Origin of the sequence: Mycolicibacterium sichuanense, assembly GCF_033741125.1 — a bacterium.
GTDB lineage: Bacteria > Actinomycetota > Actinomycetes > Mycobacteriales > Mycobacteriaceae > Mycobacterium.
Genome location: NZ_JAWQPU010000001.1, coordinates 138596 through 163836 on the forward strand (window position 1 = coordinate 138596; position 25241 = coordinate 163836).

Below are 25241 nucleotides of genomic sequence, written 5' to 3' on the forward strand. Positions count from 1 at the left end.
CTGGGGCGACGTCAGGAGACGTCGACCCAGTCGAGGGTGCGTTGAACGGCCTTCTGCCAGCCGGCGTATCCCGCGGCACGCTGCTCGTCGTCCCACGTGGGCGTCCACCGCTTGTCCTCCTGCCAGTTGGCCCGCAGGTCGTCCGGGTCGTCCCAGAACCCGACGGCCAGCCCCGCCGCGTACGCCGCGCCAAGCGCGGTGGTCTCGGCCACCACGGGCTTGACGACGTCCACCCCGAGCACGTCGGACTGGATCTGCATGCACAGATCGTTGGCCGTGATGCCGCCGTCGACCTTCAACACCTCCAGGTGCACCCCGGAGTCGGCCTCCATCGCATCGACGACGTCGCGGCTCTGGTAGCAGATCGCCTCCAGCGTGGCCCGCGCGACGTGAGCGTTGGTGTTGAAGCGGGACAGACCGACGATCGCTCCACGCGCATCGGAGCGCCAGTACGGGGCGAACAGGCCGGAGAACGCGGGAACGAAGTACACGCCCCCGTTGTCGGGGACCTGGCGAGCCAGTGACTCGCTCTGCGCGGCGCCGCTGATGATGCCGAGCTGATCGCGCAACCACTGCACCGCCGACCCGGTCACCGCGATCGAACCCTCCAGGGCGTAAACGGGTTTGGCGTCACCGAACTGATAGCAGACCGTGGTCAACAGTCCGTTCTCCGAACGGACGATCTTCTCGCCGGTGTTCAGCAGCAGGAAGTTGCCGGTGCCGTAGGTGTTCTTGGCCTCGCCGGGCGCCAGACACACCTGGCCCACCATCGCCGCCTGCTGATCACCGAGGATGCCGGTGACCGGTACCTGGCCACCGAGCGGCCCGGTGTCCAGGGTGATGCCGTAGGGCTCGGGTGAGGACGACGGCACGATCTTGGGCAGCATCTGGCGCGGAATGTCGAAGAACGACAACAGTTCGTCGTCCCAGTCCAGGGTCTCCAGATCCATCAGCATGGTCCGGCTGGCGTTGGTGACGTCGGTGACGTGCACGCCGCCGCGCGGGCCGCCGGTCAGGTTCCACACCACCCAGCTGTCACTGGTGCCGAAGATCGCGTCGCCGCGCTCGGCGGCCTCGCGGACACCGTCGACGTTCTCCAGGATCCACTGCACCTTGCCGCCGGAGAAGTACGTCGCCGGCGGCAGGCCTGCCTTGCGCCGGATGACGTCGCCGCGCCCGTCGCGGTCCAGTGCCGTGGCGATCCGATCGGTGCGGGTGTCTTGCCAGACGATGGCGTTGTAGTACGGCCGGCCGGTCTTGCGATTCCACACCAGCGCCGTCTCACGCTGATTGGTGATGCCAAGGGCAGCGAGGTCGCCGGGCTGCAGGTTGGTGTTGTTGAGCACCGAGGTCAGCACCGACGCAGTGCGCTCCCAGATCTCGACGGGATTGTGCTCTACCCAGCCCGCCTTCGGCAGGATCTGCTCGTGCTCGAGTTGATGGCGCCCCACCTCCGCACCGTCGTGGTCGAAGATCATGGCCCGGGTACTCGTGGTGCCCTGATCGATCGCAGCGACGAACTCAGCCATCGGTGCTCCTCTTGCTCGTAAGAATGCGACTCGACTGGACCCGGGGACGGAATGCCGACGCTAAGCGAGGCGGGGTTGCAATGAGGTTGCAACGTCGCATTCCGCGATAGTAACCCGTGGGGCTGTGCGGGCACGCAGAACGGCGATTCCGCCCTCGCGCAGCCTGATTGGTGCTAATGCGGTCCGCGGAGCAACGACGCTGCGGCAGCCGTCAGCGCCGCACCCCATCCCACCCGGCGGGCTAGCTCGACGGTGGGCGGGATGTCGCTGGGTACGGGCGTGCGGCCATCGCCCATCAGCGCCCGGTGCTCGGTCCGATTGCCGTAGTAGGTGTTGGTGCCACCGAGCCGGATGCCGAGAGCCCCGGCGAAGCTGGCTTCGACCACGCCGGCGTTGGGGCTGGGGTGGCCTCCGGCGTCACGCCGCCATGCCGTCCACGCCCCACGCGGGTCGGGTCCGAGCGCGACGGTCAGCCCCCCGGCTAGGCGGGCACCGGGCAGCCCGATGAGGTCGTCGAAACGTGCTGCCGCCCAACCGAACGACTCGTAGCGAGCGTTGTGGTGACCGACCATGGCGTCGAGCGTGTTCGCGGCCCGGTGTAGCACCAGCCCCGGCACGCCGAGAGCCGCGCCCCATACGTAGGAGGTGACTACCGCGTCGCTGGTGTTCTCGGCCACCGATTCGATGACTGCCCGCGCGATCTCGTCCGGCGTCAGGGCAGCGGTGTCGCGACCGACCAGGTTGCGCAACCGGCGCCGTGCCCCGTCCAGTTCCTCGGCGGCCAGGAGGTCGTGCACCGCTCGCGCCTCCCGCTCCAACGATCGCCCGCCGAGCACCGCCCAGGTGGCGAGTGCCGTGACCAGCGTCCGCGCCATGGGGTTTCGCGCCACGCGCTCGGCCAGCACCGCCGCGCCCGTCGTTCCAGCGAGGATGATCGCCACGTAGACGACACCCCGGCGGCGATCGTCGGCGTACATCCGCCGTTCCAGCGCTGCCGCGGTAGCTCCGAAGCCGGCCACGGGATGGTACCGCCGCGGATCTCCGAGCAGACGGTCGGCGGCATGGCCGAGCAGTAACCCAGCGGCGCGAGACAGCATGGCGCTCAAGGGATCAAGCCGCTCCCTCGCGGGTGGCGCCGCGCACGATGTCGGTAAGTGCCTCGGCGTTGACCTGCGAGAGCCACACGTGTTCGGCGGCCATGTGGTCGGCCAGGGTCCGGGCCAGGCCCATCCGCATCCGTCCACTCTCGCAGTCGACGACGATCGCGCTGATCCGCTGGGCGGCGACGTACGCCGCGGCTCGACGGGACCGCTCGAGTGCGTCGGCACCCGCGGTGGCCCGGCCGTCGGTGATGACCACCAGCAGCGGACGACGGCCTGGGTCGCGCAACCGTTCCCGGCGCACCAGCTCGGCAGCTTCGAGCAGTCCCTCGGCCAGCGGGGTGCGCCCACCCGCGGGCAGGTCGTCGAGTCGCCGGGCCGCGACGTCGACCGAACGCGTCGCGGGCAGCGCGACCTCGGCACCGGTACCGCGGAACGTCACGACGGCCACCCGGTCGCGCCGTCGGTAGGCGTCGAGCAACAGCGACAGGATCGCCGTCTTCACCTGTCGCATGCGCTCTCTGGCGGCCATCGACCCCGACGTGTCGACGACGAACAGCACCAGGTTGGCCTCCCGGCCCTCGCGCACCGCGCGGCGCAGATCCTCGGCGCGCAGCAGCAGCCGGCCCGAGGTGCGACCCCGCCCCGCCTGCTGCGGTGCCGCCGCCCGCACGGTCTCGAGCAGGTGAATGCCGTGGCCCGCACTGGACAGCGGAGTGGCACCGGTACGCCGGCCCGAGGTCGTGCGCGCCCGGCTGCGGCGACCGGCCTGCCCGTCGCCGACCCCGGCGACGGTGAACAATCGCGCCCGGAAGGGTTCACCCGCGCCAATCGGTGCCGGCGGACTACCTTGTCCGGCAGGGGAATCGCCATTCTCCGAGGGCGGTGGGCCCTCGAGATCGTCCGGGGGTTCCTGGCCGCCATCGGGTCCGTCGGGATCGGGGTCGGGCTCGGGCTCCTCGGGTGCGTCGGGGGGCAGCAGCTCGTCGAGCTCGTCCTCCTGCAGCCCAGGTGCGTCGAACGGGTTGCGACGCCGCCGGTGGGGCAGCGCCAACCGCGCAGCGACGCGCAGATCCTCCATGGTGATGTCGTCGCGCCCCTGCCAGGCCGCGTGTGCGGCCGCGGTACGGGCGGTGACGATGTCGGCGCGCATGCCGTCGACGCCGAATGCCGAACACACCTCGGCGATCCGCAGCAGCGTCGCCGGTGTCAGCTCGATGCCGCCGACCCGAGACTGGGCATCCCTGATCCGTTGCCGCAGAGCGTCTTCGGCCAAGGCATATCCCGCGCGGAACGCCTCGGGGTCGGCGTCGAACGACAACCGGCGCCGCACCACCTCGGCCCGCAGCGCGGGATCCCGGGGTGCGGCCACCTCCACGGAGAGGCCGAATCGGTCCAACAGTTGCGGGCGCAGTTCTCCCTCTTCGGGATTCATCGTCCCCACGATGACGAACCGCGCCGCGTGGGTGACCGAGATGCCGTCGCGCTCGACGGTCAGACGGCCCATCGCTGCGGCGTCGAGCAGCAGGTCGACAAGGTGGTCGTGCAGCAGGTTGACCTCGTCGACGTACAGGATGCCGCGGTGCGCCCGGGCCAGCAGTCCCGGTTCGAAGTGCACGGCGCCGTCGCTGAGGGCGCGTTCGAGGTGGATGGAGCCCGCGACCCGGTCCTCGGTGGCGCCGACCGGCAGTTCGACGAGGCGTACGGGTCGCGTCTCGACGGGGGAGTCGGGGTGGAATGGGCCGTCGGGCGAGAGTGGGTGCGGATCAGCGGGATCGGTCGAGAAGCGGTCGCCCGCGATCACCGCGATGTCGGGCAGCAGATCGGCCAGCGCGCGCACCAGCGTCGACTTGGCGGTGCCCTTCTCGCCGCGCACCAGAACCCCGCCGATTCCGGGGGAGATCGTGGTGAGTACCAGCGCCAGCGCCATGTCGTCCAACCCGCCAGGGGCGTCGGGATCGGCGCCCAGGACGGCGGGGAAGGGATACAGCTGATGCAAGAGAGCTCCGCTCGTCACTGCGACATCGCGATGGATGGGCGTTCGCGTATTTCCGTACGACGGACTGCGCATCGTCGGCTCGGGGCGCAGAGAACCGGTCGTGGCGCTAACGCTAGCATCGCCGACGAAGAGGTCCGAGAGGTCGCGAGGCAGTCGAGAGTGGGCACGTGCAGCTGACCGTGGTGGGCATCGGGGCGGACGGATGGGTCGGTCTCTCCGATGCCGTGCGCGCCGCCGTGACGCAGGCCGACGTCGTGCTGGGAGCGCCCCGCCAATTGGGCCTGCTCCCCGAAGTGGCAGGGCAGCAGCGGCAGTCGTGGCCGGCGACGCTGCGGGCCGGTCTGCCGAGCCTGCTCGGTGAACTCACCGGTCGGCGAGTCGTGGCACTGGCGTCCGGGGACCCCCTGCTGAGCGGTATCGGTACCACGCTGGTCGACCTCGTCGGCGCAGATCGCGTAACGGTCGTCCCGCACGTGTCGTCGGTGACGCTGGCGTGCGCCCGGCTCGGCTGGGCCGCGGAATCGATCGCCGTCGTCAGCGCGGTGGGGCGCGACGTGCATGCGGTCCTGCGCGAGCTGGCTCCCGGCCGTCGGGTGGTGGTGCTTTCCTCGGACGAGGGCACGCCCGCGGCACTGGCCGAGCTCCTGGTTCGACGCGGCTACGGCGCCAGCCGGTTGACGGTGCTCGGCGATCTGGGCAGCGATGCGGAGACCCGGTACGACACGACTGCTGCCGATTTCGGCGGGGACGTGGCGCGGCTGAATGTCATTGCGGCCGAACTGATTGGACCGCAGACGACCGGTTGGGTGGCGGGCCTGCCAGACGACGCCTTCGAGCACGACGGGCAACTCACCAAGCGGGACTTGCGGGCCGCCGCACTGGCCCGGCTGATGCCCGCCCCCGGTCAGCTGCTTTGGGACGTGGGCGCAGGCGCGGGGTCCATCGGCATCGAGTGGATGCGTGCGCACCCGACCTGTCGCGCGGTGGCGATCGAGGCCGACCCGGCCAGAGCCGAACGGATCGGCCGCAACGCCCAGCAACTCGGCGTGCCCGCGCTGCGCGTCGTGCACGGCTCCGCTCCGCAGGCGCTGGCCGGATTGCCCGAGCCCGAGGCCGTCTTCGTCGGCGGTGGCGCCACTCGCCCCGGCGTGCTGCAGGCCTGCCTGTCGGCACTGCCGAGGGGCGGGCGCCTGGTGGTGCACGGCGTGACGGTGGAGACCGAGGTCCTGCTCGCCGAGGCCTACCGCGAACACGGCGGAGAGTTGGTACGCATCCACGTCGAACGCGCGGCCCCGGTCGGATCGTTCACCGGGTGGACGCCGGGACGCGCCGTCACGCAGTGGGCATACACCCGCTCGTAACGGCGACTCAGCGCGCTTCGTAACGCTCATGGTGGATCACCGTGTGCAGCGGGGCTCTATCGCGCCAGCCGTGGCGCTCCAGATCGGGGACGTCGGGAAGGCCGGCGACGTGCCCGACGCACAACCAGGCGACCGGCCGCACGTGGGCAGGCATGCCGACCAGTCTGCGCAGGAATTCCTCGCGGTAGAACGACACCCATCCGACGCCGAGACCCTCCGCGGTCGCGGCGAGCCACAGATTCTGGATCGCGCAGACCACCGAATACAGGCCGGCGTCGTCGATGGCGTGCCTGCCCAGGATTTGGCGGCCACCGCGCGTTGGGTCGTATCCGACGACGACGCCGAGGCCGGATTCGCGAATGCCCTCGACCTTGATCCGCGAGAACGTCTCTGCTCGTTCGCCTTTCAGGGCGGATGCGAAGAGCTCGCGTTCGGCGAGCACGTGTTCGCGGAAACCCGTCAGAGTCTGGGCCGACCGCACCAGGACGAAGTCCCACGGCTGCGACATGCCTACCGACGGGGCGGCGTGGGCAGCGGTCAGTACGCGCTCCAGTACGTCGTCTTCGATTGGTACGCCGGTGAATTCACGCCGGGTGTCCCGACGGCGGTGGATGACGTCGTAGAGGCCGTCGATCGTCGGCGCGCTCATCGGGAGCGATTCCGCAGTGGGTCGTACAGGTGGCTCTCCCCGGCGCACGGATCGACTCGCTCGGCGAGCGCGCGCCCGACCAGGATGACCGCCGCCTGCCGAAGACCTGCCTCGGCCACGCTGTCGGCGATGTCGGCGATGGTGCCGCGCAGCACCAGCTCCGTCGGCTGCGATGCCCGATACACCACGACGACGGGGCAGTCGGGCCCGTACGGCTCGACGAGTTCGGCCATCAGCTCCCGAATCCGGGTGATGGCCAGATGCAGCACCAGCGTCGCCCGCGTCGCGGCGAACGCGGCCAGCGACTCGGATTCCGGCATGGCCGTCGAGCGTTGCTGGGTCCGCGTGAGCACCACCGACTGGGCGACCAGCGGCACGGTCAGTTCCCGGCCCACCCGCGCGGCCGCGGCGGCGTAGGCCGGCACGCCGGGTGTCACCGTCCACGGGATAGCCGCGAGGTCGAGGCGGCGGGTCTGTTCGGAGACCGCGCTGTAGATCGTGGGATCGCCGGAGACCAGTCGGACGACGCGTAGGCCTGCCCGGTGTGCCGTGGCGATGCGGGCTACGATGGCGTCGAGGTCCAGGTCCTTGGTATCGATGAGATCGGCTGTGGGCGAGCAGTTCTCGAGTACCTTGGCATCGAGGTAGGTCCCAGGGTAGAGGACCACGTCGGCCTCGCCGAGAAGGCGGGCGGCACGCAGGGTCAGCAGGTCGGCCGCGCCGGGGCCGGCCCCGACGAACTGGACGGGATGCACCGTACCCACCGTCATTGCACCCACCGGGGGGTCCACACCCGCCCCGCTGCCGTCACGCGGGTCGACGACGCCCCGACCAGCAGCAGGCACTTCATGTCGATGGCGTCGGTATCCAGCTCGCCGAGGGTCGTCACCGTCAGCGACTCCTCGGCACGTCCGACGTCGCGACCGATAACCACCACGGTGTCGGCAGACCGATGCTCCAGCAACAGCTTTCGTGCCAGGGCGATCTGATCGGGCCGGCTGCGCGAGGCGGGGTTGTAGATGCCGAGGACCAGATCGGCCTCCGCGATGGCGCGCAGCCGCGTCTCGATCACCGCCCACGGCTTGAGCCGGTCGGACAGGCTGAGCACGGCGAAGTCCGCACCGATCGGCGCCCCGGCGCGGGCCGCGACGGCCTGCACCGCCGACACCCCTGGCAGCACGCGCACCGGGACGTCGGCGTAGGTGTGGTCCTCGGCGGCCTCGAAGACCGCTGCGGCCATGCCGAATACGCCGGCGTCGCCGCCGGAGACCACGGCGACCCGTTCGCCACGCTTGGCCAGGTCGAGGGCGAACCGCGCGCGGTCGACCTCGACGGTGTTGCCGGAGGCGTGCCGCTGTAGGCCGGCGCGCTGCGGGACGCGGGCGACGTACGGTCCGTACCCGACCACGTGGCCCACCTCGGCAAGGGCAGCGGAGGCCTCGGGCGTCAGCCAGCCGTCGGGGCCGGGTCCAAGCCCCACGACCAGGAGTTCGGCGGCCTCGGTGACCGGGCTGCCCGCCGCGGCGGCCAGCTCCTCGGGCGTCCGTGAGCGCCGGCCGTTGAGCGAGTCGCCGTTGACGACGATGAGGGACAGGTAGGGCACCGAGGTCTCGTCGACGTCGGCGACCGGCATCCAGCGCTCCTCGGGGTGGCTGGCGCGCTCGACGTAGAGCGCGTGCGCCAGCCGGCCGGAGGCCGCCAGTGCCCGGCGGACGGCGGGGAACGTGCGGCCCAACTTCATGATGATGGCGCCGTCGGTGTCGGCCAGCCGCCGGGCCAGCTCGGGTTCGGGCAGGGTGCCGGGCAGCACGGTCAGGACGTCGGTCTGCCGAACCAGCGGCGAGGCCGTCGTCGCCGTCGCGGCGAGGAACGCGGGCAGGCCGGGGACGACCTCGGTGGGAAAGCGCGAGCTGAGCCGGTCGTGCATGTACATGTAGGAGCCGTAGAACAGCGGGTCGCCCTCGGCCAGCAGCACCACGGTGCGCCCGGCCGACAGATGCACGGCCAGCCGCGCCGCGGACTCCTCGTAGAAGTCGGCGAGTGCGCCGGCGTATCCGCCGGGGTGGTCGGTGCTGCCGGTGGTGACGGGGTAGCGCAGCTCCTCTTCGATGACGCCGTCGCGGATGAGCCCCGCCGCGATGCCCCTGGCGTAGGACTGCTTGTTGACGCCCGCGTGGTAGGCGATGACGTCGGCCTCGTCGATGAGCCTGGCGGCCTTCAGCGTGATCAGCTCGGGGTCACCGGGGCCCAGCCCGACGCCGAAGAACCGGCCGGTCGTCATTCCTTCTCCGCGGCAAGCGCATTCAGCGCCGACGACGTCATCGCCGAACCACCGAGACGTCCCCGGATCGTGACGAACGGGATGTCGATGCCGTGGTCTTCGGAGAATGCGATCAGGGCATCCTTGGACTCGGCAGCCCCGATGAAGCCGACCGGGCAGCCGACGATCGCCGCGGGGCGGGGAGCGCCGTCGAGGATCATCTCGAGCAGGTGGAACAACGCGGTCGGGGCGTTGCCGATCGCGACGACGGAACCGGCGAGCAGCGGCGTCCACAGCGAGACGGCGGCGGCGGTGCGGGTGGTGTGGAAGGCTCTGGAGAGTTCGGGTACCCGCGGGTCGTGCAGGAAGCAGTGCACGTCGTTGCCTGCAGGCAGGCGGCTGGCGGTGACGCCGGTGGCGACCATCTGGGCGTCGCACAGGATGGGTGCGCCGGCAGTCAGGGCTGCGCGGGCGGTGCGGACCAGTTCGGGGTGCACGACGAGGTCCTTGACCAGGTTGGGCTGCCCGGTGCCGTGGATCATCCGCACCGCCAGTTTCTCGGCCTCGGCCGGGATGGCGGACAGATCGGCCTCGCGGCGGATGGTGGCGAACGAGTCCAGGTAGATCGCCGGACCGTCGTCGACGTAGCCGTACCGCTTGGTGGGGCGGGCGATCTGGTCAGAGCTGGTCATCGGCTTCCTTCGCGGCGCGTGTCATGAGGCTGCCGTAGTAGGTTGTCACGTCCGTCGGCCACGTCGACATGACTACCACTCGTCACGTTGCAATGGCGTAGCAGCCTGGGCCGCGGTGGCGGGGGTGGCAGTGCCGTCTTACGGCGTTGGCACAATGGCCGGATGGCCGATCCGCTCATCCTTGCCGTACGAGGACATGCCCCCGACCTTCATCCCGACAGCTGGGTGGCGTCCAACGCCGCCGTGGTGGGCCAGGTGAGGCTGGCCGAGAAGGTCAGCGTCTGGTACTCGGCCACGCTGCGCGCGGAGTTCGAGCCCATCGAGATCGGCTCCGGATCCAACATCCAGGACAGCGCCACCGTGCACACCGATCCCGGCTTTCCCGCCACCCTGGGTGCCGGGGTGACCGTCGGCCACAACGCCGTGCTGCACGGTTGCACCGTGGAGGATGGCTGCTTGATCGGGATGGGTGCCACGGTGCTCAACGGCGCGACCATCGGTGCCGGCTCGATGGTGGCGGCCGGTGCACTGGTGCCGCAGGGCACTACGGTCCCGCCCAGATCGTTGGTGGCGGGCGTGCCCGCCAAGGTGCGCCGGGAGCTCTCCGACGCGGAGGTCGAGGGCAACCGGATGAATGCGTTGGCCTACCAGCACCTGTTGGACGTGCACCGGGACGCCACCGCCGTGGCGACGGCCCCCTAGCTCCGGGATTCGGGATCTTCGCAGGTCAGCGAGGTCGTCGACGCGCATCGCCGTCGCGCTCATCGGTGTCCACGCCGGCGAAGATCACGATTGGATATCGGAAAGGTTGCCATTCGGGTATGGGTTGCTCGTAAAGTGCTCTCGTGGGCAGGCACAGCATGGCCGAGCAGCGGCGCAGACCGCCGGTGCTGCTGGCCGGCATCCTCGCCTCGGTCGCGGTGCTCTCGGCGGCGGGTGGCAGCGCCCATCCGGTCGCGGTGAAGCAGGAAGTCAAGCCGGTCTCCGCGACCGCCTCCAAGCCCTGTTGCCTCGAGATCGTCACCGCGAACGCCGCCGCCTACGCCTCGCAGCGTCCGGCGGGCATGGCGGCGTTCTCGGCCATGGCCCCCGCGCAGATGGCTGCCGCCACGACGTCGACGGCCTCGCGCTGGCGGGTCATCGACCGCACGCTGCCGATGGGCGTCGCGCCCGAACGCGGGCTGCAGGTGGACACCATCTTCTTGGCCCGCAGCATCAGCGTGGTCTTCCCGCAGATTCACGAGATCGGCGGTGTGCGTCCCGATGCGCTGCGGTGGCATCCCGATGGGTTGGCCCTGGACGTGATGATCCCGAATCCGAGCTCGGCCCAGGGCATCGCGCTCGGCAACGAGATCGTCGCCTACGCACTGGAGAACGCGGCCCGGTTCAGGCTGCAGGACGCCATCTGGCGTGGGACGTACTACACACCGACCGGACCGCAGTACTCCGGTGCCGGGCACTTCGACCACGTGCATCTGACGACGTACGGTGGCGGGTATCCCACCGGCAACGAAACCTACTATCGCTGAGCCGATTTCGGCTCAAGCCACATTGGCCACCTGAACGGGAATCGGAGCCGTCGAACCGATGCACGCATGGTTCAGGTGAGCGAAGGGATGGTCGCAGATGGGGCAGCTGCCATCGGGGTTGCCCTCGGCGGCCCCATGTGTACCGAAGATGACCGTGATCCAATGCCCCATTGTCTTGCTCCCCCCGGGTGACGCCACTCCCAAATCTGGGACAACGTTAGCTGTCAGCTACGGGGCCCGTCAATGGTTCCGGCCGATCGGCGCTTCTCGTGAATGGCGTCCTCGGTCACCGACGACGTATCCGCCTTGGTGCGCTCGTCAGACGTCACCGGCCCCTCACATAGGGACCTTGGTGGTGGTCCCGATCCCTCGAACCATTCGGCCGCAGCACGTGTGCAAATCCCGACGAGTGCGAGAATGGTTGTGCACCAAAGTATTCGATGATCTACCGCGCGGTCGACGCCCGGCGATGCGGGCCGTGGGCATAAACTGGCGGTGATGGTGGAGTTCACCGGAGACGGCGTCGACGACGAGGACTCCGCGCAGTACAGTGCCGACGCCGCGGATCTGCGGGCCGGGATCGACGACCTGGCCGGCCTGTTGGCGGGCAGCCTCGGCCTGCCCGACCTGCTGTCGCAGGTGGCCGCCTTCACGTGCCGGGCCATTCCCGGTGCCGACGGCGCCTCGGTGACCCTGCTGAGGTCGGATCCGACTGACTCCGGTGTCGCGGCGCTGGCGGCCAGCGCACCGTTCGTCGCCGACATCGATGAAATCCAGTACAAAACCCTCGGCGAAGGTCCGGGCATCACCGCGGTACGGGATCTGCGGCCGGTGCGCTCGGGCTCCCTCGGTGGGGAGAAGGCGTGGCCGAGATTTGGACCGCGCGTCGGCAGGATGGGCGTGCACAGCGTGCTTGCGCTGCCGCTGCGGGTGCCCGATCGCGTGGTCGGCGCGATCAGCGTGTACGCCCACGGCAAGGACACATTCGACGAGCATGCCGAGGAACTGGGTGAGCTGTTCGCCAAGCCGGCAGCCGCCGCCGTGCACAACGCTCAGGTGCTCGCCGAGGCACTGGCGCTCAACGTCCAGCTGCGCAAGGCATTGTCGTCGCGTCCGGTGATCGATCAGGCCATCGGCATCATCCGCGGCCGGACCGGCCGCACCGCCGACGACGCCTTCGCGCAACTGCAGTCGATGAGCCAGTCCGAACACCGCAAGCTCGCCGACGTCGCGGCCCACGTGGTCGACGAGGCGGTGCGTCGGGCGGCCGCCCGCAACGGCCGCGGTGCCGTCTAGCAGTGCGAATGGTGTCGGTGGAGGGCTCTTCGACCCGGTCGAGGTGGTAACGTCAGGTGCGTTGGAACCCCAACCAGTCCGGGATTGAGACAGCTGTCCGCCGCTGTTCTCGCCGAGCAACCGCTCACGCCGGGCACGTCGGTGACATCCGCCAGTCGGGAACACCTTGAACGCTCCATCTCGTTTTCCGTCGTTCATCGGCCATGCGGTGCCGGCGCGACAGTCCACCCTTCACATCGGCATCCTGACCAGTTTTCCGCCGACACCGTGCGGCCTCGCCACGTTCAGTGCCGGGCTCGTCGCCGGACTGTCGGCCAAGGGGTGCGAGGTCGCCGTGGTGCGCGTCGCCGACGGCGCCGAGTGCGCCAGCGAGGCCGTCGTCGGAGAGCTCGTCAAGGGCTCGCCGTCATCACTGGCCGCCTGCGTCGAGTTGCTGAACCAGCGTGACCTCGCCGTCATCCAGCACGACTACGAGCTATACGGCGACGAGGTGCTCGACCTCATCGACAACCTGCGCGTCCCCACCATCGTCGTCGCGCACCAAGTTCTGAAACATCCTACGGCGCAGCAACATTCGACCATGGTGGCAATGGTGGCCAAGGCCGATCGCGTGGTGGTGATGTCCGAGGCCGCCAACGAACGGCTGTGCTTCGAGTACGCCGTCGACCGCGGCAAGGTCACCACCATCGGACGCGGCGCGACCCTGCCGACCATCGCACCGCTCAAGCGCGGAGGCCGGCCCACACTGCTGACGTGGGGTCTGATGGGCCCCGGCAAGGGCGTGGAGCGGGTCATCGACGCCATGGCATCGCTGAAGGACCTGCGCGGGCAGCCGCGCTACCTGGTCGCAGGCGCCACCCATCCCCGGGTCCTGGCCGCCGAGGGCGAGGCCTACCGCGACGCCTGCATCGAGCGCGCCCGCAGCACCGGCGTCGCGACCGCGGTCGGCTTCGACTCGATCTACCGCAGCACCACGTCCCTGTCGGCGCTGATCCAGACCTCGGCGGCCGTCGTGCTGCCCTATGACTCGACCGATCAGGCCAACTCCGGGGTGCTGGTCGACGCGCTGGCCGCCGGCCGGCCGGTCGTGGCCACCGCGTTCCCGCACGCCGTCGAAATGCTCGGCAGCGGAGCCGGCGTCGTCGTCGCCCACGACGATCCTGACGCACTGTCGTTCGCCCTGCGCCGCATGCTCACCGACCCGCGGATGACCGGTGACATGGCCGCCGAGGCCCGACGCTTGGCGCCGTCGATGGGGTGGCCCGTCGCGGCCACCGCCTACTTGGCGCTGGCCCGCCGTGTCCTTGCCGAGCGCACGGCGCTGGTGTGACCGCGCCGCAGCCGGTCTTCGACCATCTGCTGCACCTGTCGGACCGGAGGGGCACCTTCGAGCACGCCGTGCTCACCGAGCCCGAGCGCAGCGGCGGGTACTGCACCGACGACATGGCCAGGCTGCTGGTCGTGGCCACCCGGCAGCCCGATCCGAGCGGTGCGGTGAACGGCCTGGCTGGTCTGGCGGTGCGGTTCCTCAACGACGCGCAGTCGCATGCGGGCACCTGTCGCAATCGGATGGACGGCAAGGGCAACTGGATCGACGAGCCGACGCTGCAGGACTGGTGGGGTCGCTGCCTGTGGGCGCTGGGCACTGCCGCCGCACACAGCAGCGTCGGGCTGGTCCGCCGGATCGCCGTCATCCAGTTCGAGCGGGCCGCCAAGGTGCGCTCGCCCTACCCGCAGGCGATGGCCCACGCCGCGCTTGGCGCCGCTGAAATCCTCTCGGTCGAACCCGACCACGCCATCGCCCGTGCACTGCTGACGGCCTACGCCGACGGAGCGATCGAGTCCGCCGACGCAAGCGCGGTGGTGGCGGAAGCCATGATCGCGGCGGGCGCCGCGCTCGAACGCCCCGAGCTGTGCTCGGGTGGCCTGGACATGCTGGGCAGTCTGCTCGAAGGTGGCGGACGGCAGCCGATCGAGGTCGCCGCGCTGGCCGATGCCTGCGCCCGGGCTGCCGGAGTCGACGCCAGCCCGCGCTGGCCCGACGGCGTGCGCGCGGCGGTGTCGTGGTTCGAGGGAACCAACGAGTCGAGTAAGCCCATGTGGGACCCGCAGACCGGTGGCGGCTTCGACGAGCTACGGTCCGACGGCGTCAGCCCGAACCAGGGCGCGGCGGCGACGTTGGCCGCGCTCGCGACCATGCAGAACGCGCAGCGCCTTTCGACGGTCCCCGAGTGACGGAACGCTTCAAGCGCGACGTCGGTTGCGAGCTCGACGTGGACATCACGGCACCGACGACGCTGGAGTTCCAGATTGCCGTCGCGCCGCATCCGCGCGCCGAGGTTCGCGAATCGTTGACCTTCACGTTGGATGGCACTGCCGTGCACCCCAAGGAAATCAGCGGCGCGCACGGCAACCGGATTCAGAAGATGGACTGCCCGGTCGGCAATCTGAAGGTCGCGTACTCGGCGAGCATCGTCGGGCAGACCGACCCCGCCCCGGTGACCGACTACGACCTGTCGATGTATCTGCGGCCGAGCCGTTACGCCGAGGCCGACAAGTTCTACGGTTTCGCAGCAACGGAATTCAGCCAGTACCTGGACTCCACCGCACTTCTGGAGAAGGTCTCGTCGTGGGTGGGCGGCCGGCTGAACTACGTGCCGGGGTCTAGTGATCCGATCGACGGGGCCGTGGACACCATGCTCGCGGGTCAGGGCGTGTGCCGTGACTTCGCGCATCTGGTGGTGGCGATGCTGCGGGCGGTCAACGTCCCGGCAAGGCTGGTCGCGGTGTACGCACCCGGCCTGTATCCGATGGACTTCCACGCTGTTGCCGAGGCCTTCGTCGACGGGCAGTGGCGCGTGGTCGATGCGACGCTGCTGGCGCCGCGGCAGAGCCTGGTGCGGATCGCGACCGGTCGGGATGCCTCCGACACGGCATTCCTGGCCAATCACAAGGGGGCGATCGTGCTCAACTCGATGAACGTGACGGCCGTCGTGGACGGCGATCTGCCCTTCGACTCGATCGACCAACTGGTGTCGATCCGCTGACCGCCCTCAGTCGTCGTCGGTCAGCTGCGCGCGCATGTCGGCGGCGACGCGAGAGTCGTCGGACGGCTTGCGCTTGGTGCGTTCCCGGAACGCTCTGATGCCGCCCTCCAACTGGGTGGCCTTCGCCTTCGCGGCGGCCTCGGCCTGGATCAGGCGCGCACCCGCCTCGGCCTCGTCGAGGATGCCCGCGCCTCCGAGCAGCCGGCGTTCGGCGCGCAGCTTGCGCGCGAGCACGGCGACGATGGCTGCCAGCGCGATGGCGACGAAGATGGTGACGACGATCAGCACGATCGTGTTCGTGGTCATCGCGGCACCTCGTATTCTCGGAGATCACCAGTACACGCGGATATCGGCCTGGTGTCAATTTCGTTGATACCAGCCCGATATTGGACCTCGACGACGCCAAGGGAGTGCCAGTGAGCAAACTGAAACTAGGCGTCATCGCCGTCACCCACAAGGAGAACGAGCGCCGCCTGCCGATCCACCCCGAGCACCTGGACCGCATCGACGACGACGTCCTGGGGCACATCTACCTGGAGCGTGGATACGGCGCACACTTCGGCATCTCCGACGACGCACTTTCGGCGGCGGTGGGCGGGATGCGGACCCGCGACGAGCTCTTCGCCGAATGCGACGTCATCCTGCTGGCCAAGCCGGACGCCGACGACCTGGCCGAATTGCGCGACGGCCAGGTGTTGTGGGGCTGGCCGCACTGCGTCCAGGACGAGGCGCTGACGCAGCAGGCGATCGATCGCCACCTGACGCTGATCGCCTTCGAGGCGATGAACCTCTGGCGCAAGGACGGCTCCTTCAAACTGCATGTCTTCCACAAGAACAACGAGATGGCCGGATATTGCTCGGTGCTGCACGCGCTGGAGATCATCGGCTGCACGGGTACCTACGGCCGGCGCCTGCGGGCCGCGGTGATCGGCTTCGGCGCCACCGCCCGCGGTGCCGTCACGGCGCTGAACGCCATCGGCGTGCACGACATCGACATCCTGACCAACCGAAACGCGGCCGAGGTCGCCGCGCCGATCCACTCTGCGGAGATCGTCCAGTTCGAGTCCGAGGAGTCCGGCGATAGCTTCGCGCTCCTCGAGGACCGCCGGGTGCCGCTGGCCGAATACCTGGCCGAGCACGACGTCGTCGTCAACTGCGTGTTGCAGGATCCGAACGCCCCACTGATCTTCGTCCACGAGGAGGAGCTGTCGGTCTTCCGGCCGGGCAGCCTGCTCATCGACGTGTCCTGCGATGCGGGAATGGGTTTTAGTTGGGCACGGCCGACGACGTTCGAGGATCCGGCGTTCGTGGTCGGGGAGAACATCACCTACTACGCGGTCGACCACAGTCCGTCCTATCTGTGGAACGCCGCGACGTGGGAGATCAGCGAAGCATTGATCCCTTATCTGCCAACGGTTCTCGATGGACCCAAGGCGTGGGACGACGACGAGACGGTGCGCCGGGCCATCGAGATCCGCGATGGCCACGTCGAAAATCTCGACATCTTGGAGTTCCAGAACCGGGCCTCGGAGTACCCGCACGAGCGGACGGCGGAAAGCTGACCAACCCTCAACACCGTTTGTCCAGGTGAGGTAGCTTCTATCGACACAGCCACGCGGGGTTGGCCGTGTCGAGGAGTCGACGGTGGATGGAACGTCTTTCGGGCACTATCAGCTGCACGAGCTGCTGGGCCGGGGCGGAATGGGTGAGGTCTACCGCGCCTATGACACCAGGACCGAGCGCGTCGTCGCGCTGAAGGTGCTGCCACCGCACTTGGCCGCGGACACCGCCTTTCAGCAGCGCTTTCGCCGGGAGTCGCAGGCCGCGGCCAGTCTCAGCGATCCGCACGTGGTGCCGATCCATGGTTTCGGTGAGATCGACGGCCGGCTCTACTTGGACATGCGGCTGATCGAGGGCAAGACACTCGCAGACCTCCTCGCCGAACGCAAGGGGCCCGTCGCTCCCGAGCTCGCGGTGGCGGTCATCGAGCAGGTCGGCACCGCCCTCGACGCCGCGCATCGGGCCGGGCTGATCCATCGCGACGTCAAGCCGTCCAACATCCTCGTCACCGACCGGGAGTTCGCCTACCTGATCGACTTCGGACTGGCGCGTACGGCGGACGAGAAGGGCATGACGACGGCGGGCAATACGCTCGGCACGTTGGCCTACATGGCGCCGGAGCGCTTCGACGCGGGCCAAAGCGATCCGCGGTCGGATCTGTACGCCCTGGGGTGCGTGCTCTACGAGGCGCTCACCGGGTCGCGGCCGTACCCCGCGGACAGCCTCGAGCAGCAGATCGCCGGGCACATGGTGCAGGCGCCGCCGCGCCCGTCGGCCTTCGATCCCAAGCTGACCGCATTCGACGCCGTCGTTGCCAAGGGAATGGCCAAGAAACCGGGCCAGCGCTTTCAGAGCGGTGCGGAGCTGGCCAAGGCGGCCCGGACTGCGCTGCTGACGCCGGTGCGCGGTGCGGGACGGTCGGGCCGGCACTCCGCCCGGAGGATCCCGACGGGGCAGCGCCCCCGCCCGACACGGCGCGTCCTTGCCGTCGTCGGCGCCGTGGTGCTGGTCGCCGCGCTCGGTACGTTCGGAGTGTGGCAGTGGCGCAGCGGCACCGAGGATGTTGACCCGCGGCAGGCGGCCGTCGCGAACAGCACCGCGCCACCGGATCCGAACCTGCCACCGGGTGCGGTGCCGTCGATCGCCGCGACGGTGCCCGCGGACGTCCGTGCGACGGGCCAGTTGGTGATCGGGATCAACGTTCCGTACGCGCCCAACGAGTTCAAGGATTCCCAGGGCACCATCGTCGGATTCGACGTGGACCTGATGACCGCGGTGGCGCGCACGCTGGGACTCAAGCCGGACTACCGCGAGACTGCGTTCGAGAGCATCATCCCGTCGGTGCGGGCGGACAACTTCGACGTGGGAGCGTCGTCGTTCACCGACACCACCGAACGTGAACGCAACGTCGACTTCGTGACCTATCTGCGGACGGGAAACCAGTGGGCCCGGCGCACCGGCACCACCGTGGATTCATCGGCGCCCTGCGGCCTCAAAGTCGGTGTGGCCCAGGGTGGTTTGCAACAGAGCGTGGAGGTCCCGGCCAAGAGTGACGCGTGCGTGGCCGCGGGATTGGCGCCGATCGACATGGTGGTCTTCACCCGTCAGGACGACCTGACCAAGGCGTTGATCGCAGGCGATGTCGACGCAATGTCTGCGGATTCACCGGTCACGGGGTTCGCGGTGAAGCTCAGCGCCGGCGTGCTCGAGCCCGCCGGTGAGGTGACCGACCCCGCGCCGTACGGCTGGCCGGTGGCCAAGGGCTCCGGGTTGGCGGAGCCGCTCAAGCAGGCGTTGACGCACCTGATACAGACCGGTGAGTACCGCACGATCGCGACGATCTGGGGCGTGGACAACGGATTGATCGACGCACCGGTGATCAACGGCGCGAGTCGCTGATCGAACCCGTCCGCCGATCGGGGGACACCGGGTTCATCCGAATCGGCCGCCGATTGGCGGACATCCGGCCACTCATCGAGGCGGCATAGTGATGTCATCGCCGCAAGCACCGGCTGGACGGCCAAACAGGCACTCGGATAGGGAGATTCAGATGGACGTCAGTATCCGCCGGATCGCCGCCGGCGCCGCCCTGCTCGCTGCCCCAGCGCTGATCGCGCTCGGTGCGCTTGGTGCAGCGGGTGCCAGCCACGCCGACGCCACCCATGCCGTCTCCGGCCCGTCGATCAGCAGCTCGGCGCAGAACGCCGGCGTGCTGGCGCAGAACGACGTCGCGCAGCACGGGGACGCCTAACTGGCCGAGGTGTCGCACGTTGCGGTACGGGCCCATCCCGGTAACGTGGCACCGAACCGAGCCAGATCGGGGGCGTGAACGTGGATCTCGTACTCGGCCTGTCGCTGACGTCGGTGGCGGTCCGCTGGGTGCTCGTCGAGGGCACGACGGGTGCCGGTGATCCGGTCGACCGCGGCGAAGTCGACATCCCTGCGCTCGATGCGTTGGACGCCGACCTGCTGGTGCACGCCGTCCTGAACCCCGACGTCATCGACGAGCAGCGCATTCGCGTCATCGGCGTCACCAGTACCCGCGACGCCGAGGCCGTCGCCGGCGACGTGGTCGCGGCGCTGGCGGCGCGCGGGCATCGCAGCGTGGTGTCGGTCTCCGATGATGCCGCGGTCGCGGCGTTGGCCGGCGGCATCGTCGACATCACGGAGTACGACGACGTCGCGGTGTGCATCGTCGAACCGGACTCCGCCTTCGTCGCGCTGGTCTCGGGTGGCGAGGTGGTCGTCGAGCGCATCGATCGGCCGGCGGACGGGGCCGACGCACTGGAATTGACCAGCAGCGTGATCGTCGTGCTCGACGGTCGCAGGACCGACGCGATCTTCGTGATCGGCTCCGAGGACGGCGGTGTCATCGTGTCGGCGTTCGAGGCCCTCGTCGAGGTACCGGTGTACTCCGCCGCCGAGGCGGATCTGGCGCTGACTCGAGGTGCCGTGCTCGTCGCGGCCCGGACCCTCGACGTGTCCGACCCGCCGGCATCGGTGCGGGTGGTCGGCTCGAGGCGGGTCGCGCTGCTATCGGCGGTGTTGGCCGCGGCGGTGGTGACGTTCGTGGTGTCGGTGTCGGTCGCCCTGGGTCACACCGCGACCCGCGATGCCTTGGATCGACCCGAGAAGCTCAGTGTGGCAACACGATCCGATCCCGTATCGGCGGTACCGACCGCACCGCGACAGGCCGCCGCGCCGCCGACCGTCGCGTTTCCCGATGCCCCCCGCGTGCTGGCGCAGACGATGATCGTCAAGGCGGTGCCGGTGCCGGTGGCCGAACCGGTGTACGCCCCCGCTCCGGCCGCGCCGCCGCCGGTCTACCAGGCGCCGGCTCCGGTGTACGCACCACCACCTGCGCCGCCGCGGCTGCGCGACCGCATCATCGACCACATCCCGATCATCGGCCGCTTCCACCAACCGGGCCAATAGCGCTGTCGCTCATTGGTGCCCGAAGGCACCTCGTCGGGGTCAGGGGATCAGCAGGGTGCGAAGGGCCTGACCGGACTCCAGTTCCTCGAGGGCCGCGGCTGCCTGGGCCAGGGGCTGGCGCGCCCAGATCAGTGGGTCGAGCTGGAGCTCGCCGTTCATGTACCGGTCGACCAGAGCCGGAATGTCGAGCGACGGCCGTACCGACCCGTAGTTCGAGCCAAGGATGCGCTGGTCGGCCTCGGCGAGCACCAGCGGTTCGAACGACGCCCGCGCGCCCGTCTTCGGCAAGCCCACCACGACGGCGGCCCCGCCCAGTCCCAGCATCTGGATGGCCTGCTCGGTCGTGCTGGTGTGTCCGATGGCGTCGAAGGCATAGTCGACGCCGTCGGGCACCAGGTCGAGCAGCAGGTGCACGGCGTCGCCGCGCGAGGCGTCGATCTGATCGGTGGCGCCGAACCGCACCGCCAGCGCCGTCTTCTCGGCCCGCACGTCGATCGCGACGATTCGTTCGGCGCCGGCCAGTTTCGCCCCCTGCACGACGTTGAGACCGACACCGCCGCATCCGATCACGGCCACCGTGGCACCGGCCTGCACGGCTGCCGTATTGAGCACCGCGCCGACACCGGTGGCCACGGCGCAGCCCACCAGCGCGATCGCGTCCAGCGGGGCGTCGTCGCGCACCTTCACTGCGCCCGACGCCGGCACCACCACCTCCTCGGCGAACGACGAGACGCCGAGGTAGTGGTGCAGCGTCTCGCCGTTCTTGGACAACCGCGTCGTGCCGTCGTACAGAACGCCCTTGGGTCCGACCTCGGTGGCGACCTTCTGGCAGCGGGCCTCGTGTCCAGAACGGCAGTAGCGGCACTCCCCGCACGGCGCGACCCAGGACAGCACGACGTGGTCGCCGACCGCCAGCGACGTGACGCCCTCGCCGAGCTCGACGACGACGCCGGAACCCTCGTGCCCCATCACCAGTGGCGCGGGCGCGTCCCAGTCACCCCGCTGGACGTGCAGATCGGAGTGGCAAACCCCTGCGGCGGCGATCTCGACGCGCACCTCGCCGCGCTTGGGGCTGGCCAGCTCGACGTCGGTGAACTCGACGGGCGTCGTGGGGTCTCGGAAGACGACTGCTTTCACACGGCTCCTTGGGTCGGGGACGAACCCGTCGAATGCTACGGAGCGGCTCTGGGGACGGGTGCGATCGCCCGCCTCCTGGCGAAAGTCGCTGAGTCGGCGTCGGGAGCCGGGCGGTGCGCCGGCCTGTAACCTGAATGGGAAAGCAATTGGCTTGTGCTGGTGCGCCTTCGGCGTCGTCGCACGTCACCCGCCTTTGGACGCGGGTTGAGCCGGTCAATATGTGGGCACACCGTCGACGACGACGGTTGGACCGGAGGGTCACCCTGATCACATTCGCGAAGGGCTGGAGGGAACGCTGATGGGCTCCCCAGGTGCCGGTTCGCGATTGGGCACCAGATTCGGGCCCTACGAGCTGCAAGAACTGATCGGCATCGGCGGGATGGGCGAGGTCTACCGCGCCTACGACACCGTCCGCCAGCGCACGGTCGCCCTGAAGGTGCTGCGTGCGGACGTCGCCGCCGACCCGAGCTTCCGCGACCGGTTCCGCCGGGAATCGCGCATCACTGCCCGGCTGCAGGAGCCGCACGTCATCCCGGTGCACGACTTCGGTGAGATCGGCGGGGTGCTCTACATCGACATGCGTCTGGTCGAGGGCGCCAGCGTGAAGGGCGAGCTGCGGGTCAACGGCGTACTGCCGCCGGCCCGGGCGGTTTCGATCATCGGGCAGGTGGCCTCGGCACTCGACGCCGCGCACGCCAACGGCCTGGTGCACCGCGACATCAAGCCCGAGAACGTGCTGCTCACTCCCGACGACTTCGCGTATCTGGTCGACTTCGGCATCGCGCACGGCGGTGGTGAGGCGACGGTCACCAAGACGGGTCTGATCATCGGGTCGTGTGCCTACATGGCCACCGAGCGGCTGACCGGCGAACCCGGCGGTCCGCCGTCCGACGTCTACTCGCTGGCCTGCCTGTTGTACGAGTGCCTGACCGGCCGGGCGCCGTTCGAGGCGCCCGACCTGCGGCAGGTGATGAGTGCCCACGTCTTCGCCGAGCCGCCGCGCCCCAGCGTCACCAACCCGGCCGTCGGGCCGGCGTTCGACGAGGTGGTCGCCAAGGGGATGGCGAAGAACCCGGCCGACCGCTACCGCTCGGCCGGCGAGCTGGCCCGCGCCGCTGGCGCGGCGCTGCACGGGCGGCCCGCTCCGAGTGCTTCGGTCGGCCGTCCCGGACTGCCGCACACCCGGCAGTTCGAGGCGGCCGACGCCCGGCCGTCGAGCTACGTGCCCGTCATGCCGCCAGTGCCGCCGGTCAAGCGGTCGCGGTTCAGCCGGACCCAGAAGGCATTGCTGGCCGGGACGGTGGCGATGTTCGCCCTGGCAGCCGGGCTGGCCGGCGCGATCGTGCTCACCGGCGGCGGCATGGGTTCGGCACCGCAGAGCCCACTGGCCGCGCCCCCGCAGTCATCGACCACCACGACTTCCACGTCGACGTCGTCGACCGCGGCACCGCTGTCGGGGGTGTCGGGCACCGACGCGCGCGGCTTCGTCGGCGAGGCGGCGCGTTGCGACGCGGGGGACGAGGCCGTGGCGGCGATTCGGACGGCATCGTCGTTGGCGGTGATATGCCAGAGTTCGCCGGGCAGCTACTACTACCACGGCGAACGGATCAGCGACGGCGCCAACCTCAAGATCGCCAACGCGGTGCCGACCGACGGCGGCTTCGACGCGGTGAACCCGGCCGACGGTGCCCGTTACCAGGTGCGGCCCGACGAGCTGACCATCCTGAGTAACGGGCACGTCGACTCGGCGGAGTCCGCCCTGGAGTACGGCGCGTCGGCTAGCCGCTGACCGGTGCCGGGGCGATCCGCTGTGCGGCGTACTCCGCGGCCTGGCCGGTCATCCCGTTGAAGCCGTAGGAGCCATGGGCCAGCGTTGGCATTCCGGCCGGGGTGCCGTCGCAAATGGTGTCGCCCTGCGCGCACAGTTCGAGGGTCTTGGCGGTGTAGCTCGGGCCGATCGTCAGTTCGGGCGCGTCGTACTGCTGCAGGAACTCGGGCGACGGCGTGCCGAACAGCGTCACCGCCGCGACGTGGTCGGCCACCGACGCCGGCAGGGGTGCGGGAACCACCGACGCGGGCACTCCGGCCGGCACCTGGTTCGCGGTCACGTAGCCGGCGACGATCGCGCCCTGCGAATAGCCGCCCAGCACGATCTTGGTGTTCGGGCAATTCGCGGCCGTCGCCTCGACGTGCGTACCGGCGTCCCTGACGCCGTCGATGACCGAACTTGCGAACGCCTCGCGGTTGTTGAAGTCGCTGCTCGCCGCGTAGTCCACCGGGTAGACGTCTAGCGTCTTCGGGCCCAATTGAGCGCGTAGCGCCTCGACGTAGGACTGGCCGACGCCGCCGACACCGGGTGCCTCGCTGGTGCCGCGGGCGAAGACGAGGTCTACGTCGGGACAGGGCGCCGCGGATGCGGCGGGGGCAGAAATCGTGCAGACGATGGCTCCGGCGGCGACGGCTGCTGCGCCGAACAGCCGGGACAGGTGTCGAGTTCTCATGTGCTCGGCGTACCCCGGCGTTTGCCGGCCAAACCGACCCCGACGAGTCCGGTCTGCTCTGGGTGTCCAAAACCGCTGCGCCAGAGCTGTTTTGACGGACAAGAAAATAGCATGGTGCGGCGCAGCCGGCGGGAAGGATCGTTAGGGACCGTAACGAATGCCGTCGCGAGAACGACGAACTATTCGGGACTGGGCACTCGCCGTCTCGCCGCCTCGGCGCACATACCTGGTTCACAGCGAGCGCAGGAATAAATCATAGTTCGGCTATGTAATTTCACGAGGTCGGGTTTGACCCGGAGCAGTCGCTCCGGACTAAGGAGCAATTGACGATGAACCTGAAGAAAACCGTCGCGGGAGTGACCTTCGCGGGCGGGCTTGGGCTGGCGTTGATCGCCGGCAGTTCGGGCGTCGCGCTCGCGGCACCTGGCGGTGGCGGCGGTTGCCAGCCACCGTTCTGTGCAGGTGGACCCGGGCCGGGAGGTCCAGGTGGCGGCCCGGGTGGTCCCGGTGGCGGGCCGCAGGCGCCTCGCGGGCCAGGCGGCCCGGGTGGTCCGGGCGACTTCCGCGGGCCCGGTGGCCCTGGCGGTGACCGTGGGCCTGGTGGACCTGGTGACTTCCGCGGACCTGGCGGTCCCGGTGACGGTCGCGGGCCCGGTGGACCTGGCGGCCCCGGTGACTTCCGTGGTCCTGGTGACGGTCGCGGGCCCGGTGACGATCGGGGGCCGGACGGTCGCGACTGGGGCCCACGTCCCCCGGACGCCTTCAATGGCTTCCGCGACGCGCCGTGGGGCGGCGGGCCCGCACCGTGGGGCTGGGGAGCGCCGCCGCGGGCCGGCTGGGATCGGCCGCTGCCGCCTCCCGGCGGGTACTGGAACTACGGGCCGATCAACTACTTCGGTTACGACGAGACGCCGATCTGGGACCCGGGCTTCAATGGCTGGGGCTTCTACTTCTTCGGAATCTGGATCCCGCTGTAAACCGTTGTGCTGCAAGGACAGCCGCCTCGCGATGACGCGGGGCGGCTGTTCTTGTTTAATGGTTGTCGGCGTGGAGCTGGTCGCAGTGCACGGGAAGATCGCCACACCCGGATGCCGGTGTAGCGGTCAACCCGAGCCCCGACGAACTGCGTGCCGAACGAATACATGC

23 protein-coding genes are annotated in these 25241 nt (G+C 69.7%); 13 read left to right on the forward strand and 10 right to left on the reverse strand.

What is annotated here, in order from left to right; genetic code table 11:
• Nucleotides 1–11: 11 nt before the first annotated feature.
• The 3 genes from glpK to SBI80_RS00690 form a co-directional block, all read right to left on the reverse strand.
• Nucleotides 12–1529 (reverse strand): glycerol kinase GlpK, encoded by a 1518-nt coding sequence (gene glpK / locus SBI80_RS00680; RefSeq protein ID WP_318972362.1) that lies wholly within the window; start codon nt 1527–1529, stop codon nt 12–14.
• Nucleotides 1530–1702: 173 nt separating this feature from the next.
• Entirely contained in the window at nt 1703–2626 is a 924-nt protein-coding gene (locus SBI80_RS00685) for a cobalamin biosynthesis protein (protein ID WP_318972364.1), read from the reverse strand.
• Nucleotides 2627–2639: 13 nt separating this feature from the next.
• Nucleotides 2640–4559 carry a VWA domain-containing protein gene (locus SBI80_RS00690; RefSeq protein WP_413232645.1) on the reverse strand — a complete coding sequence of 640 codons (1920 nt, stop codon included), beginning with the start codon at nt 4557–4559 and terminating at the stop codon, nt 2640–2642.
• A 236-nt stretch (nt 4560–4795) separates the two neighbouring features.
• On the opposite strand from SBI80_RS00690, the gene cbiE reads away from it, so the two are divergent.
• Nucleotides 4796–5989, forward strand: a complete 1194-nt coding sequence (cbiE, locus tag SBI80_RS00695; protein WP_318972366.1) for a precorrin-6y C5,15-methyltransferase (decarboxylating) subunit CbiE — start codon at nt 4796–4798, stop codon at nt 5987–5989.
• A gap of 7 nt (nt 5990–5996) precedes the next feature.
• Here cbiE and bluB read toward each other — a convergent pair whose 3' ends face one another.
• Genes bluB through SBI80_RS00715 form a run of 4 tightly spaced genes read right to left on the reverse strand, consistent with a single transcriptional unit; the run spans nt 5997 to nt 9590 of the window.
• Complete coding sequence (bluB, locus tag SBI80_RS00700; protein WP_318972367.1) at nt 5997–6638, reverse strand: 5,6-dimethylbenzimidazole synthase; 642 nt, start codon at nt 6636–6638, stop codon at nt 5997–5999.
• Nucleotides 6635–7408 carry a precorrin-4 C(11)-methyltransferase gene (gene cobM / locus SBI80_RS00705; RefSeq protein ID WP_318972369.1) on the reverse strand — a complete coding sequence of 258 codons (774 nt, stop codon included), beginning with the start codon at nt 7406–7408 and terminating at the stop codon, nt 6635–6637. Before cobM ends, bluB begins: the two co-directional genes overlap by 4 nt.
• Nucleotides 7405–8919 (reverse strand): precorrin-2 C(20)-methyltransferase, encoded by a 1515-nt coding sequence (locus SBI80_RS00710; protein ID WP_318972371.1) that lies wholly within the window; start codon nt 8917–8919, stop codon nt 7405–7407. Before SBI80_RS00710 ends, cobM begins: the two co-directional genes overlap by 4 nt.
• Nucleotides 8916–9590 (reverse strand): precorrin-8X methylmutase, encoded by a 675-nt coding sequence (locus SBI80_RS00715; protein ID WP_318972373.1) that lies wholly within the window; start codon nt 9588–9590, stop codon nt 8916–8918. Before SBI80_RS00715 ends, SBI80_RS00710 begins: the two co-directional genes overlap by 4 nt.
• 162 nt (nt 9591–9752) lie before the next feature.
• Here SBI80_RS00715 and SBI80_RS00720 point away from each other — a divergent pair, with 162 nt between their 5' ends.
• The 6 genes from SBI80_RS00720 (at nt 9753) to SBI80_RS00745 (ending at nt 15462) form a co-directional block, all read left to right on the forward strand.
• A complete protein-coding gene (locus SBI80_RS00720; protein WP_318972374.1) occupies nt 9753–10292 on the forward strand; it encodes a gamma carbonic anhydrase family protein in 540 nt (179 codons plus the stop codon).
• A 143-nt stretch (nt 10293–10435) separates the two neighbouring features.
• Nucleotides 10436–11119 carry a VldE C-terminal domain-containing protein gene (locus SBI80_RS00725; protein ID WP_318972376.1) on the forward strand — a complete coding sequence of 228 codons (684 nt, stop codon included), beginning with the start codon at nt 10436–10438 and terminating at the stop codon, nt 11117–11119.
• A gap of 498 nt (nt 11120–11617) precedes the next feature.
• A complete protein-coding gene (locus SBI80_RS00730; RefSeq protein WP_318972377.1) occupies nt 11618–12415 on the forward strand; it encodes an ANTAR domain-containing protein in 798 nt (265 codons plus the stop codon).
• 208 nt (nt 12416–12623) lie between these two features.
• Nucleotides 12624–13745: a glycosyltransferase gene (locus tag SBI80_RS00735; RefSeq protein ID WP_318973626.1), complete on the forward strand. Its 1122-nt coding sequence runs from the start codon at nt 12624–12626 to the stop codon at nt 13743–13745.
• Nucleotides 13742–14650, forward strand: coding sequence for a glycosyltransferase (locus SBI80_RS00740; RefSeq protein WP_318972379.1), 909 nt, complete (start codon nt 13742–13744; stop codon nt 14648–14650). The genes SBI80_RS00735 and SBI80_RS00740 overlap by 4 nt, the downstream gene beginning before the upstream one ends.
• A complete protein-coding gene (locus SBI80_RS00745; RefSeq protein ID WP_318972380.1) occupies nt 14647–15462 on the forward strand; it encodes a transglutaminase-like domain-containing protein in 816 nt (271 codons plus the stop codon). Before SBI80_RS00740 ends, SBI80_RS00745 begins: the two co-directional genes overlap by 4 nt.
• 6 nt (nt 15463–15468) lie before the next feature.
• Here the strand turns inward: SBI80_RS00745 and SBI80_RS00750 are convergent, their stop codons facing one another.
• Nucleotides 15469–15768 (reverse strand): hypothetical protein, encoded by a 300-nt coding sequence (locus SBI80_RS00750; RefSeq protein WP_318972382.1) that lies wholly within the window; start codon nt 15766–15768, stop codon nt 15469–15471.
• Nucleotides 15769–15878: 110 nt separating this feature from the next.
• Here SBI80_RS00750 and SBI80_RS00755 point away from each other — a divergent pair, with 110 nt between their 5' ends.
• The 4 genes from SBI80_RS00755 (at nt 15879) to SBI80_RS00770 (ending at nt 20457) form a co-directional block, all read left to right on the forward strand.
• The gene (locus SBI80_RS00755; RefSeq protein WP_318972384.1) at nt 15879–17024 is read left to right on the forward strand and encodes a N(5)-(carboxyethyl)ornithine synthase; all 1146 of its coding nucleotides are present in this window, start codon (nt 15879–15881) and stop codon (nt 17022–17024) included.
• Nucleotides 17025–17106: 82 nt separating this feature from the next.
• Nucleotides 17107–18921 (forward strand): serine/threonine protein kinase StpK7, encoded by a 1815-nt coding sequence (stpK7, locus tag SBI80_RS00760; protein ID WP_318972386.1) that lies wholly within the window; start codon nt 17107–17109, stop codon nt 18919–18921.
• A 151-nt stretch (nt 18922–19072) separates the two neighbouring features.
• Nucleotides 19073–19273: a hypothetical protein gene (locus tag SBI80_RS00765; RefSeq protein ID WP_318972388.1), complete on the forward strand. Its 201-nt coding sequence runs from the start codon at nt 19073–19075 to the stop codon at nt 19271–19273.
• Nucleotides 19274–19353: 80 nt separating this feature from the next.
• Nucleotides 19354–20457, forward strand: coding sequence for a DUF7159 family protein (locus tag SBI80_RS00770; RefSeq protein ID WP_318972390.1), 1104 nt, complete (start codon nt 19354–19356; stop codon nt 20455–20457).
• Between the two features lie 39 nt (nt 20458–20496).
• On the opposite strand, the gene SBI80_RS00775 is transcribed toward SBI80_RS00770, so the two are convergent.
• The gene (locus tag SBI80_RS00775) at nt 20497–21594 is read right to left on the reverse strand and encodes an alcohol dehydrogenase catalytic domain-containing protein (protein WP_318972391.1); all 1098 of its coding nucleotides are present in this window, start codon (nt 21592–21594) and stop codon (nt 20497–20499) included.
• Nucleotides 21595–21892: 298 nt separating this feature from the next.
• Between SBI80_RS00775 and SBI80_RS00780 the strand changes: the two genes are divergently transcribed.
• Nucleotides 21893–23383: a serine/threonine-protein kinase gene (locus SBI80_RS00780; RefSeq protein WP_318972393.1), complete on the forward strand. Its 1491-nt coding sequence runs from the start codon at nt 21893–21895 to the stop codon at nt 23381–23383.
• Here the strand turns inward: SBI80_RS00780 and SBI80_RS00785 are convergent.
• Nucleotides 23373–24095: a cutinase family protein gene (locus SBI80_RS00785; protein ID WP_318972394.1), complete on the reverse strand. Its 723-nt coding sequence runs from the start codon at nt 24093–24095 to the stop codon at nt 23373–23375. The genes SBI80_RS00780 and SBI80_RS00785 overlap by 11 nt on opposite strands.
• Before the next feature lie 329 nt (nt 24096–24424).
• Here SBI80_RS00785 and SBI80_RS00790 point away from each other — a divergent pair, with 329 nt between their 5' ends.
• Nucleotides 24425–25072 (forward strand): chitin-binding protein, encoded by a 648-nt coding sequence (locus SBI80_RS00790; protein WP_318972396.1) that lies wholly within the window; start codon nt 24425–24427, stop codon nt 25070–25072.
• Nucleotides 25073–25241: the final 169 nt, after the last annotated feature.

Coding starts and splice junctions, on each gene's coding strand:
- glpK (WP_318972362.1), bottom strand. CDS start 1,529: ATGGCTGAGTTCGTCGCTGCGATCGATCAGGGCACCACGAGTACCCGG.
- SBI80_RS00685 (WP_318972364.1), bottom strand. CDS start 2,626: ATGCTGTCTCGCGCCGCTGGGTTACTGCTCGGCCATGCCGCCGACCGT.
- SBI80_RS00690 (WP_413232645.1), bottom strand. CDS start 4,559: ATGGCGCTGGCGCTGGTACTCACCACGATCTCCCCCGGAATCGGCGGG.
- bluB (WP_318972367.1), bottom strand. CDS start 6,638: ATGAGCGCGCCGACGATCGACGGCCTCTACGACGTCATCCACCGCCGT.
- cobM (WP_318972369.1), bottom strand. CDS start 7,408: ATGACGGTGGGTACGGTGCATCCCGTCCAGTTCGTCGGGGCCGGCCCC.
- SBI80_RS00710 (WP_318972371.1), bottom strand. CDS start 8,919: ATGACGACCGGCCGGTTCTTCGGCGTCGGGCTGGGCCCCGGTGACCCC.
- SBI80_RS00715 (WP_318972373.1), bottom strand. CDS start 9,590: ATGACCAGCTCTGACCAGATCGCCCGCCCCACCAAGCGGTACGGCTAC.
- SBI80_RS00720 (WP_318972374.1), top strand. CDS start 9,753: ATGGCCGATCCGCTCATCCTTGCCGTACGAGGACATGCCCCCGACCTT.
- SBI80_RS00730 (WP_318972377.1), top strand. CDS start 11,618: ATGGTGGAGTTCACCGGAGACGGCGTCGACGACGAGGACTCCGCGCAG.
- SBI80_RS00750 (WP_318972382.1), bottom strand. CDS start 15,768: ATGACCACGAACACGATCGTGCTGATCGTCGTCACCATCTTCGTCGCC.
- SBI80_RS00765 (WP_318972388.1), top strand. CDS start 19,073: ATGGACGTCAGTATCCGCCGGATCGCCGCCGGCGCCGCCCTGCTCGCT.
- SBI80_RS00780 (WP_318972393.1), top strand. CDS start 21,893: ATGGGCTCCCCAGGTGCCGGTTCGCGATTGGGCACCAGATTCGGGCCC.
- SBI80_RS00785 (WP_318972394.1), bottom strand. CDS start 24,095: ATGAGAACTCGACACCTGTCCCGGCTGTTCGGCGCAGCAGCCGTCGCC.
- SBI80_RS00790 (WP_318972396.1), top strand. CDS start 24,425: ATGAACCTGAAGAAAACCGTCGCGGGAGTGACCTTCGCGGGCGGGCTT.